The 11,596-nt window shown below is 43.3% G+C and carries 11 protein-coding genes; 7 read left to right on the top strand and 4 right to left on the bottom strand.

The annotated features are described in order from the left end of the window. Nucleotides 1-38: 38 nt before the first annotated feature. From IWA51_RS11130 to IWA51_RS11115, 4 genes are read right to left on the bottom strand one after another with little or no spacing between them, the layout of a single operon-like run. On the bottom strand, nucleotides 39-1,256 hold the full coding sequence (locus tag IWA51_RS11130) for a phosphoribosylaminoimidazolecarboxamide formyltransferase (RefSeq protein WP_268969686.1): 1,218 nt from the start codon (nucleotides 1,254-1,256) through the stop codon (nucleotides 39-41). Between the two features lie 38 nt (nucleotides 1,257-1,294). Then, complete coding sequence (locus IWA51_RS11125) at nucleotides 1,295-1,960, bottom strand: HAD hydrolase-like protein (protein ID WP_198442472.1); 666 nt, start codon at nucleotides 1,958-1,960, stop codon at nucleotides 1,295-1,297. Next, nucleotides 1,957-2,943, bottom strand: coding sequence for a prolipoprotein diacylglyceryl transferase (lgt, locus tag IWA51_RS11120; RefSeq protein ID WP_198442471.1), 987 nt, complete (start codon nucleotides 2,941-2,943; stop codon nucleotides 1,957-1,959). The genes IWA51_RS11125 and lgt overlap by 4 nt, the downstream gene beginning before the upstream one ends. Before the next feature lie 47 nt (nucleotides 2,944-2,990). Further along, entirely contained in the window at nucleotides 2,991-4,136 is a 1,146-nt protein-coding gene (locus tag IWA51_RS11115) for a nucleotide-binding protein (protein WP_198442470.1), read from the bottom strand. Nucleotides 4,137-4,200: 64 nt separating this feature from the next. On the opposite strand from IWA51_RS11115, the gene IWA51_RS11110 reads away from it, so the two are divergent. The 7 genes from IWA51_RS11110 to IWA51_RS11080 all read left to right on the top strand — a co-directional run bounded on the left by IWA51_RS11110 (nucleotide 4,201) and on the right by IWA51_RS11080 (nucleotide 11,332). Continuing rightward, entirely contained in the window at nucleotides 4,201-5,628 is a 1,428-nt protein-coding gene (locus IWA51_RS11110) for a S41 family peptidase (RefSeq protein WP_198442469.1), read from the top strand. Next, nucleotides 5,625-6,419, top strand: coding sequence for an RsmE family RNA methyltransferase (locus IWA51_RS11105; protein WP_198442468.1), 795 nt, complete (start codon nucleotides 5,625-5,627; stop codon nucleotides 6,417-6,419). Before IWA51_RS11110 ends, IWA51_RS11105 begins: the two co-directional genes overlap by 4 nt. Before the next feature lie 17 nt (nucleotides 6,420-6,436). Beyond that, nucleotides 6,437-7,180: a WecB/TagA/CpsF family glycosyltransferase gene (locus IWA51_RS11100; protein ID WP_177528372.1), complete on the top strand. Its 744-nt coding sequence runs from the start codon at nucleotides 6,437-6,439 to the stop codon at nucleotides 7,178-7,180. Between the two features lie 6 nt (nucleotides 7,181-7,186). Further along, a complete protein-coding gene (locus tag IWA51_RS11095; RefSeq protein WP_198442467.1) occupies nucleotides 7,187-8,302 on the top strand; it encodes a sigma 54-interacting transcriptional regulator in 1,116 nt (371 codons plus the stop codon). A gap of 618 nt (nucleotides 8,303-8,920) precedes the next feature. Then, on the top strand, nucleotides 8,921-9,679 hold the full coding sequence (locus IWA51_RS11090; RefSeq protein WP_198442466.1) for a glycosyl hydrolase 53 family protein: 759 nt from the start codon (nucleotides 8,921-8,923) through the stop codon (nucleotides 9,677-9,679). Next, nucleotides 9,660-10,847, top strand: a complete 1,188-nt coding sequence (locus IWA51_RS11085) for a glycosyl hydrolase 53 family protein (protein WP_198442465.1) — start codon at nucleotides 9,660-9,662, stop codon at nucleotides 10,845-10,847. The genes IWA51_RS11090 and IWA51_RS11085 overlap by 20 nt, the downstream gene beginning before the upstream one ends. Before the next feature lie 206 nt (nucleotides 10,848-11,053). Further along, nucleotides 11,054-11,332: a hypothetical protein gene (locus IWA51_RS11080; RefSeq protein ID WP_198442464.1), complete on the top strand. Its 279-nt coding sequence runs from the start codon at nucleotides 11,054-11,056 to the stop codon at nucleotides 11,330-11,332. Nucleotides 11,333-11,596: the final 264 nt, after the last annotated feature.

Genomic DNA, 11,596 nt, shown 5'->3' with positions numbered 1-11,596 from the left:
AACAGAGTAACTCGGGCAGTCGTTTTTTTATACAAAGATTAGTGGTGGAACAGTCTTATCCCTGTGAAGGCCATTACTATTCCGTATTTGTCACACGTTTCTATTACGTTGTCGTCACGGATAGAACCTCCCGGCTGGGCAATTACCTTAACGCCGCTGCGGTGGGCACGCTCAATGTTGTCTCCGAACGGGAAGAAAGCGTCACTTCCTACTGCAACGTCTGTATTTTTGGAAATCCACTCTTTGCGTTCTTCCCTTGTAAATACAGCCGGCTTTACCTTAAAGAACTTCTGCCAGGTTCCTTCGGCAAGAACATCTTCATAGTCATCGCTTGTGTAAACGTCAATTGTATTGTCGCGGTCTGCACGTTTGATGTCGTCAATAAATTCGAGTGCAAGAACCTGCGGGCTCTGTCTGAGCCACCACTTGTCTGCCTTGTCGCCGGCAAGTCTTGTACAGTGAATGCGGCTCTGCTGTCCTGCACCGATTCCTATAGCCTGACCGTCCTTTACATAGCATACGCTGTTTGACTGTGTGTACTTGAGGATGATGAGTGAAATAAGAAGATTGTTTCTTTCTTCGGCTGTAATTTCCTTGTTTTTTGTAACAACGTTTTTGAGACACTCGTCGTCAAGCTTAATGAAGTTGTGTCCCTGTTCAAAAGTGATGCCGAATACCTGTTTGCGCTCAAGCTGTGCAGGAACATAGTCCGGGTCTATCTGAAGAACGCAGTAACCGCCCTTTTTCTTTGCCTTAAGAATTTCAAGCGCATCATCGTCATAAGAAGGGGCAATGATTCCGTCGCTTACTTCTTTTTTGATAAGAAGTGCCGTTGCTTTGTCGCAGCGGTCGCTTAGGGCAATGAAGTCTCCGAAAGAAGACATTCTGTCTGCACCGCGTGCCCTGGCATAAGCGCATGCAAGGGGTGTGAGTTCAACATCATCGGTGTAGTAGATTTTTTTGAGTGTGTCTGAAAGCGGAAGACCGATAGCGGCGCCTGCAGGAGATACGTGTTTGAATGAAGTGGCTGCAGGAATTCCGGTAGCCTCTTTAAGTTCCTTTACAAGCTGCCATCCGTTTAGGGCATCAAGCAGATTTATGTATCCTGGTCTACCGTTAACTACTGTAACAGGTAAATCGCCGTCTTCCATGTAAACTCTGGCCGGTTTCTGGTTGGGATTGCAACCATACTTTAATTCAAGTTCTTTCATGAGTGAATGATATATTAATTGCGCTAATTTTTCAACATGAGAAATTTTTTGTATTCGATTCGTGAACCGATTGAAACTGCACGTCAGTTCTGGAAACTTTCTTTTACTATTTTTACAAGTTCTTTCGGGTGCGCGATAATATAGTCTGCCCTGGCCTGTTCAAATTCCTGTCTGGAGCCAAAGCCATACAGTACCGCAGCGCATTTTATTCCGGCTGAGTGGGCACCTTCTATGTCGTAGTTTCTGTCGCCTGCCATTAAGCAGCTGTCTGTGTCTTTTATATTGTTTTCGTTAAGGACGTATTTTATTACATCTTCTTTTCTTACGCGCGTGATTTCTGCGGTGTCGCTTCCCCCGACAAAGTCAAATAGTTCTGAAAGGCCGCATTTTTGTATGATGCTGCGTGCGTAAATTTCGGGTTTGCTTGTGGCGACAAATACTTTGCATCCAAGATTTTTGAGTTCGGTAATTGCTTCGCGGATTCCGTCGTAGAGAGTAACTTGGAACATTCCCTTGTCTGTATAATATTCGCGGTATTTTGCCATTGCAGAAGGAATTTCGTCTTCCTTAAAGTGAAAAAAGTCCCTGAAACTGTCTTTGAGCGGTGGTCCTATAAGAGTCCTGAATTTCTCGCGGTCTGTGTCAAAGGAATAATAACGAGCCGTGTATTCAAAGGAATTGAGTATTCCCTCCGAAGTGTCCATTATTGTTCCGTCAAAGTCTAGGAGAATATTTTTAAAGGAACTCATTTTGCTTTTTTGCGGTTGAGTATTGCCAGTGTTGTAATTATTCCTATTCCGCCAAGAATCATAAGGAAACACAGAATCTGGCCGGTACTTATGTTAAGAAGCGAAGTGTTTATGTAAATTGCGTCGCTTCCGTCACGGCTTATTCTGTAGCCCAAATCTGCGTCGGGTTCGCGGAAATATTCTATTACAAAGCGTACAAGTCCGTAGCCTATTGTGTAGCATCCGGCCAGAAATCCGTCGAAGGGCTTGTGTTTTCTGAGAGTCCACAAAACTGTCCACAGAAGGAGTCCTTCAAACAGTGCTTCGTAAAGCTGACTTGGGTGACGCGGAAGGTTAACAAGTTTTGTTCCTTCGGCGACTGTCATTCCGCAGGCAGCAGCAAAATCCTGTACCCAGTTAATGCTGTACGAAAATCTTTCTGCGCGCGGGAAAACTATTCCCCATGGAACTGTAGTAATGCGTCCGTAAAGCTCGCCGTTCATGAAGTTTCCAAGACGGCCGAAAGTGTATCCGAGCGGAATGGCAACAACCATTGCATCTATCCATTTCCAGACAGGGCGCTTGTGTGTAATGCACCAGACAATCATTCCGATAAGCCCGCCGATGAATCCGCCGTGGTAAGACATGCCGGCAAGTCCTGTAAACTGTTTTGTTTCTGTGTCAAACGGCCAGAAAATGAGCCACGGCTTTTTCCAGTAGAGTCCGCTTGTGTCGTAAACCAGTGTAGAAAAAATTCTTGCTCCCAGAAGAAGAAAAATTATTCCGAATGTAATAAAACTGAATATATCGTCTTCTGTTGCCTTTTGTTCAGTGGTGTCCAGAAGACCTTCTTTGCGCTCTCTTTTAAGAACAAGATATGCCGTTGCAAATGCAAAGATGTACATAAGACCGTACCAGCGCAGAAGTCCCAGGACAGGAACTCCGGGAAAAATCTCGGGGTGAATCCATTTTGGAAAGTTGATGTAAAGCGGTGCGAATGTCATTTTATTTTTTCCTTCTATATTAAATGATATTTTCTGTTAATAAATGATTAAATTTTATATCCCTGGCGTGCAGCGTCTACGAGTTTTTTCTTGAGAAGATTGTTTTCGTTTCTGAGCCGTGTTATTTCGAACTGCTGGCTTTTGAGCGTTTCTGCAAGTTCCCCGGCAGAGAGGGCGCCTGTTCCGGCAAGTTCTTCTATGTAGGCCATCTTCTGTGAAAAGTCGTCCGATGCTTCTTCTGAGGCAATTTCGAAAGATGCTTCTGATGCTTTTGTTATGTCATAGTCCGCGTCGAATTTTAAGGTTTCGGACTGCATGATTTTTTCTGCAATGCGGTAAATGGCCTGTCCTATAACAGAATGCGGTTTGTAAACTACAACGGGAAGCCGTGATGCGAGCGCTCTGTCCTGCATTGAGTCGCGGTAAATTACACCCAGATGTTCCAGGTTGAGTCCAAGATACTGCTGGCAGGAACGGCGTATTTTTTGTGCACGGTCGGCATCTTTGGGGTCGTCAATCATGTTGAGTATGAGGCGCGGTCTGAATTCTGACATGCGGTTTTTGAAAAGAGAAACGCTTGCCGGGTCTATCTGTTCAAGTGTTTCTACCAGACGCGGAATATAGAATTTCTGCAGGGCTTCTGAGTCTTTTTTGAGGCTTTCCAGATAATTGTATGCCGCAGAACCTCTTTTGAAAGTGTTGTACATCATGCGGAATACCGTGTTTTTGAGAAAGAGATATCCGTTGAGGGTCGCAGTTACTGTAGGCGCGGTTACTACGATTCCCTGGGGTGAAAGAAGGAACATGTCCAGAATTGTGAGGTGGGTTCCGGCTCCGAGATCCAGGATAAGATAGTCTGCATCTGCGTGTGAAAAACTTTTGATAAGTTCGTTTTTTTGTGAAGCCTTGAGGGAAGTAAGTCCTGGAATTTCTGAATCACCTGCAATAAAAGAAACGTTTTCGTAGTCGGTGGGATTGATTATGTCTTCAAAACGTGACTGTCCCGTAAGAAATGTGCCTATTCCGACTTTGGGTGGCTGCTGTCCTATTACAAGATGAAGGTTTGATGCGCCCAAATCAAGGTCGGCAAGAAGCACTTTTTTTCCTGCCTGTCCGAGAGCTATGGCTAGGTTTGCGCTAAGGAGACTTTTTCCTACGCCTCCTTTTCCGCTTGCAACTGGAATTATCTGCATAAAATCAGTATAACACATATTTAGAACTCTTGCATAGAGATAAAAAACCGCATAAAATAATGATATGAAAAAATTCTTCTTGTCTACAACCGCAATTTTAGTACTTTCAATATTCAGTTCACAGTGTTTTGCACAGTCACAGACGCCGACTGCCGATGCCGAAATGAAGCGCCAGAAGCAGTATCTTGATGTGATAAATTCGCTCTATTATTTTATACAGCAGAATTATGTAGAAGAAGTTGATCCGCAGAAACTTTACGCAGGTGCCCTGAAGGGAATGCTTGAAAGCCTGGATGATCCTTATTCAGTTTATATGAACAAGTCTGAATGGCGTTCTCTTACCGACACTACTGTAGGAAACTTTGGCGGTGTCGGACTTTCCATAACAAAGCCAAATGAGTCTACTCCAGAAAAGCCCGCTTATGTAGAAGTTGCAGCCCCTATAGACAATTCGCCGGGAGCAAGGGCTGGAATTCATTCCGGTGATTTGATTATTGCAATAAACGGAACAGATACTTCTACCATTACAATGGATGAAGTTCTTGGAATGCTGCGTGGAACCGTCGGTGAAAGCGTGAATGTTACAATACGACGCGGTAAAAAAATTGAATTTGGATGTACTCTCGTAAGAGCCGTTATAGAAAACCCGACTGTAAGTTTTGACATGATAGGGGATACCGGCTACATACGTATTTCTGAATTTTCTGTAAAGACTGCGGAACGTGTTCAGGAAGCGCTGGATTCATTCAAAGAGAAAAATTACAAGAGCCTGATAATAGATTTGCGCAATAACGGCGGCGGACTTCTTTCAAGTGCTGTTGACATTGCAGACAAATTTATTGACGAAGGACCGATTGTTTCTACAAAGAGCCGTATTGACTACGAAAATTCAGTTTATTTTGCAGACAGGAAGAAAACTGTTGTACGAGGAATTCCCGTAATAGTTCTGATTAACCGCGGAAGTGCCAGTGCCAGTGAAATCTTAAGCGGAGCATTAAAGGACACGCACACAGCTTATCTTGTAGGCGAGCGTACATTCGGCAAGGGAAGTGTTCAGATTCCGAACGGTCTGATAAACAATGACGGTTTTAAAATTACTGTGGCACGCTATTATACTCCGAGCGATGTAAATATAGACAAGACGGGAATAATGCCTGACCGTGAAGTTACCTATCCTGAATTTTCTGAAGAAGAAGAAAAAGCTTTCGGTGAACTCATGGATTCAGATGAGATAAGTGCGTATGTAGAAGAGCACCCTGACATGAGCGAGGCTGACATTGCAGCTTATTCTGAAGTTCTTGAAAAAAAGTATCCGCTGGAGCCTCGTGTTATAAGAAAAATTGTAAGAAACAATGTTGATCATACAAAGCCGATGCGCCTTTACGATCTGGATTATGATATTCAACTTAATGCAGCGCTGGATATAATAAAAAATGAAAACTTTACTGAACTTATGACATCTTCAAAAACACTCGCGGAGATGCAGGAATGAGGCAGTTTGTAGCTGACTGTGAACTTGACTCTGACGGCTGTCTTTGTGTGCGCGGAAAAAATTTCCGTTATCTGGGCACGGTTCTTCGTGTTCAGGCCGGAGACGCAATTTATGTAAGACTTTTGTCGGGTGTTCTTCAGCCAATGACTGTTGCAAAAATAGATTCTTCTGAAAAAACAATTACACTTCAGATTTCCGGAAGCAGCGTTTCTTTGAAAAAACTCGAAGCTGTTCCAGAAGAAAAAATGCGTGGTCCCCGGCTGTGGCTTTTTATGTTCGTGCCCAAACCTGCAAAGATGGAACTTATTATAAGGCAGGCAGTGGAATGCGGCGTGTCTGTTATTGTGCCTGTGGAAGGTGAATTCTGCCAGAGCGGATTTATTCAGTCTGCACGGAACAGATGTGAAACCAACGATGAAAGATGGTCGCGCATTGTTACCGAAGCAAGACAGCAGAGCGGATCTCCTGTTGCGACAAAAATCGAAAATACGGTTTCTGTAGAAGAAGCATGCAGAATGTGGCAATCTGTTAACGCAGACGGCCGCGGAAGTGCAGTGGTGCTTTATGAAAGGACTGACGGAACAAAGAATATTTATTCCGCACTTGAAAATGCCGATTCTAAAAAAGAACGTGTCGCTGTTGCCGTAGGGGCTGAAGGCGGCATTTCACCTGCCGAAGTAAAAGTACTTTCTGATGCAGGTTTTATTCCCGTACATTTGGAAACAAATATTTTGCGCTGCGAGACTGCGGCAATTTATGGAATTGCGGCTGTTCAGACAGTTATGAGCTGATTTTTTTGGAGTATATTATGTCTATTCAGAGAATCTATGTTCTTGGTGTTCCGGTTGATATTTGCAAGCCTCAGGAACTTGAAAGCCGCATAATGGAACTGGTGGAAAAACCCGGTGCAAAACAGATTGTGTTTCTTTCTGTATGGGATCTTTTGAGAGCCAGAAGAAAGGGTGAATATTCCGAGTGTGTTAAAAATGCAGATCTGGTTCTTCCCGTTTCAAAAAGTATTCTGTCCGGGGCAAAGTTCCTTAAGAAAAATGTTCCCGTAAGATATAATCCGTTTGATTGTGTGATAAATATTCTGTCTGTTCTTACATCGCATTTAAAGACACTGTATATTCTTGGCGGCCGTAAAAAAACGCTTATGACTGCGGAACGTCACGTGCGCTCTACATTTAAAGGTCTTCAGGTTGTCGGAAGGTACGTGGGCTATTACCCCAAAAGTGTGGAAGATGACATTGTTCAGGCAATATACAAAGCGTCACCGTCACTTGTGCTTGTAAGCGAGGGAATTAAAGAAAAGGATACGTGGTCCTTTACGCGCAGGAACCGTTTTTCTGACAGTATATTCCTTTATTACCATGATGCCGTAGGAATATTCAGCCAGAGGATTACGCGTGTAAATGAACGGACTTTCAACAAAGGCCTTGAAATCTGGAGCGAAATAATCAGGAATCCGCTTAAAATATTCCTGGTTTTTCCATACATGTGGTATCTGATACTGCTTCTTTGGACAAGGGTTTTTAAAAAGGCTGATTGATATTAAATGCCGGAACGAAACGTTGTAATTATTACCGGGAGCGACACTTTGTTTTCATGGTGCCGCCGGAACCTGATGCATAAATTCAATATTGTTCGTGCGTCATTTACTGAAATAATGAATTTTGGGGTTTCGATAGATACTGTTTTATGTTCAATAATTGACCCACAGGGAATTCCTGATGAACTTTTTTATGCGACGTTTCGTTATTGCAGCGACATTTTGTGTCTTCCGTCTGTAGTCATAATGAAAAGCGGCTGGAGTTCTTCTTTTATATGCAGTCTTGAATTTTCATATACACCGTTTTTGCTGAGCATAGGCGACAGGTTTCCGCATGAGATGATAAAAAGTTTTGAAAACTGCTGTTCGCGTTTTTGTCCGGAGATTGTTTTTTCACGGCCTCTGCTGCCTTTTGAAAGCGAACTGTCTGAATTCTATTCGCAGATCAGGTTTGCATTTACGACGGATCATCCTGTTCTTTTGAAAGGAGAAACAGGAAGCGGCAAAGAATTTACTGCTGAACTTATTCACAATAATTCTTCAAGAAAAGACAATGTTTTTCTTCCTGTGTCACTTCCCGAAATTAATTCAGAGCTTTTTTCGAGTGCAATGTTTGGTACGGTAAGAGGCGCTTTTACAGGTGCAGAAAATTCAGAAGGCTTTTTTGAAACTGCCGGGAGCGGAACAATTCTGCTTGATGAAATTGCAGATCTTTCAGAAAATGCGCAGCTTAAACTTATGCATATTCTTGATTCGCTGAAATTCTGCCGTGTTGGCGGACGTACGCCTATTGAACTTAAAGCCAGACTTATGTTTGCAACGGATGCAGATCTTTCTGTTCTTATGGAAGAAAAGAAATTCAGGTCGCAGTTGTTTTACAGGATAAGCGTGATTGTTGTGACGGTTCCACCATTAAGACGGCATAAGGCAGATATACCAAGACTCGCGGTTGAATTTGCCGGGCTGGACAACAAAAAGATTTCTGACGGGGCGATACGCAGGCTTTGTGAATATTCGTGGCCGGGGAATATAAGGCAGCTGAAAAATACGCTGCGGAATGCAAGTGCAAGAACCGAAACAGACACGATAGAAGAAAAACATATCATCTTTATCGAAGGGTGAATTTTAACCTACGCTGTCAGTTATCTAGAAAAGTTGCGTTTTCCCGCGCGGACCTTATTCTACATTCAGGCCTGTTAACGCAACGTCTGTGCGGAAAGACGCTATATTTAAAAAGACAACACTTAACGAACGTATTTCAGGACAACTCAAATAGAGTTGTCCTGAAAACTTCAGTTGTTGCACAACTGCCTTTATTTACGTGTGCGCTCATGCGCACTAATTGAACTCAATCGCAAGTTGAAACTTGCTCAATCGTTCAATTTTAAGGAAAGTTAAAATGCGCGAAGGAGGACGGGGAAGGCCGAAATGATTTGATTTTTAGTGTCGCGAAGCGACATATAATAGTTTCCCCGCAAAAATCACATCAAGGGCCATATGGCCCGGTTTTGGACTTTACCGGCTGACTGGGAGCATTTTAACCTACGCTGTCAGTTATCTAAAAAAGTTGCGTTTTCCCGCGCGGACCTTCCTGTACATACGCAATTGTTTGGAAAAACAGTGTTTTCTGCAGATGCTGAGGTTTCTGAAAAGAATTTTGTTGACAGACGTGGAATTCGGCTTTAGACTTAATGTAGTCAACACGTGTAAATTTTACGCGTTGTAATTTTGGAGGAATTTATGAAGAGATATGCTTTGGTAAAGGCTGCCGTTCTTGGAGTATTATCCTGTGTGTCTGCGCTGGCTTTCGGACAGTTCAAGTCAAACCGTGCTTTGGATGGATGCAGACAGCAAATTCTTGTCGAACCTGTTAAAGGTATTTCAAAAGATTTTATTCGTGGTGTAGACATAAGTTCTCTTGCTGCAGTAGAAGAAAACCGCGGACGCTTTTTGAACAAAAAAGGCGAAGAAGAAGACATTTTTAAGATTTTAAAGGACAACGGCATTAACTGGGTAAGATTGCGTGTCTGGAACAAACCCGTAAACGGCGGCGGAAACAACAGCGTGGAAGTCGATATCCCTATGGCACTTCGTGCAAAAAAAGCCGGAATGAAGCTTCTGGTCGACTTTCATTATTCAGACTTTTGGGCCGACCCTGCAAAACAGTTTATGCCGGCCGACTGGGTTGGACTGAGTGAATTTTCACTGAACGCTGCCGTTGAAAATTTTACAAAAGAATCTCTTGAAAAATTCATTAAGGCTGGGGTAAGACCTGATATGGTTCAGATTGGAAACGAACTGAACAACGGCTTTATGTGGCCTGCAGGAAAAATCTGGGGCAACGAAGGTGAAAAAGCAGGCGGAATGGAAGGCTTTATCAGGCTTTTGTCCAGCGCTTCAAGAGGAGTCCGCGGTGCTCAGGGTAAGGGAAACAAAATAAAAATAGTAGTTCACCTTGCTGACGGCGGAAAAAAACGAATTGTACCGTTCAATTTTTGACCCCATAACACAGGCCGGTGTTGACTACGATGTAATAGGACTTTCATTTTACACTTACTGGCACGGAAGCCCCGATGACCTTCGCGCAAATATGTCAGACCTGGCAACCCGTTACGGAAAAGAAATGATTTGTGCCGAAACTGCATACGCATTTACACCCGATGACGGTGACAAACAGGGAAATCCGTTTATAGTTTACAGCGATGAAACCTGCGGATACAGACCGTCTGTTCAGGGTCAGGCAACTGCCGTACGTGATGTAATAGAAGCCGTTGCTTCTGTAAAAGGCGGACTGGGTGTTTTCTACTGGGAACCGGCATGGCTTCCTGTAAAGGGTGCTGGACTTTCAAACACAGAAGGTGCTACTTGGGAAAACCAGGCAATGTTTGACTTTAACGGCCGCATTCTTCCTTCACTTGCCGTATGGAATCTTGTAGGCGGAAAAGGCGAAATAGAAACTGCGTGGGGCGGTTCTGCAAAGATTGGACGCAATTTTGAACCTTATGCAATGACAGATCCTCTTGTTGTTCAGGTTTTGCCAAAAAAGAATCCTGGTCTTCCTTCAAAAGTCAAGGTTCTTTTTACAAACGACAAGGAACAGCTTGTAAATGTAAAGTGGAATGAGCCGGACTGGTCAAAACAGACTGAACTTGGTTCTGTAAAAGTAACCGGAACAATTGCCGGATATTCCTACAAGCCTGAAGCCGAAGTAAAAATCGTAAGCCAGATGAATCTTGTTTCTGACAGTTCTTTTGAAACAGGACGACTTGGTGAATGGAAGCTTAACGGCGACAGTACTGCATGTTTTGTAGAAAACAATAAGAATAATGCACACAGCGGAAAATGGACCTACAAGTACTGGAAGTCAACAGGCTTTAAGTCTACGCTTACCAGAAAAATTACAGGACTTTCAGAGGGAACATATATACTTTCCCTTTGGGCAATGGGCGGCGGCGGTGAAAATAATATCCGTCTTTTTGCCGCAAATTTTGACGACACGGGAAAACAGGTTTCTGTAAAAATTAAAAATACAGGATGGAAAGACTGGCACCAGTATACGCTGGAAATTCCAGTTCAGAACGGCGGCGTTACAATTGGAATTTTCCTTGATACAAATGCCGGTAACTGGGGAAACTTTGACGACGTGGAACTTATAAAAAAGGAATAGCAGACCGCGCGCGGTAAAAGATATTTTGTTTTCTGCACAGGAATTTATGTAGAAAACAAAAATGTCTCCCGGTCGGCCGCCGAAACCGAAAAACAGCCAATATTGGCCTTGACGTGATTTTTGCTTGGAAACTATCGTTTGTCACTTCGCGACAGCAAAAAATCAAGTCATTTCCGATTCCGGCGTCCTCCCTCTGACATTTTTACTTGCTTTACAAAGACCGCAAATTCAGCGCATGGCTACACAAAGCAGAGTATTTTGTTAAGCTCTTTTGGCACAAGACACCAGATGACGTGATAACAGTTGCCGAGGATATGCGAAAAAGTTACTGCCGAGATTTGAGCGAGTATATCGAGAAAGGCATGAGAGGAAACACCTTAAGCCAGATAAAAGAAGCTCGCGAGATTAAGGAAGAAGTTCCTAAAATCAAAGAGAGCGCTAAGACAAAATCCCACACCAGAAAGGAAATTGATTGGTGGGATTAAGGAAAGCGAACCGTTGCGCTTTCTGGAATTCCGCCTTTTTTGCTGCAAAAATCCCTTTTTTTGACGGGAGTAAGCAAGCGAAAATGTGCGTGAAATCACCCAAAACTTGAGACCAAGTTCTAACTCAATAGAGGTTTGCCCGTGTTTTTTCAAAACTTACGAACAAACCTCTATTGAGCGGGGGATAAATCCCCTTGACCCCAGAGAAAGAGCAATGTTGCCCTTTCTATTCCTCTACCAACAAGACGCTGTCTTTTTTGATTA

Source organism: Treponema peruense, assembly GCF_016117655.1.
Taxonomy (GTDB): domain Bacteria; phylum Spirochaetota; class Spirochaetia; order Treponematales; family Treponemataceae; genus Treponema_D; species Treponema_D peruense.
Note: the sequence above shows the minus strand (reverse complement) of the source record. Positions and strands in the feature narration are given on the sequence as shown.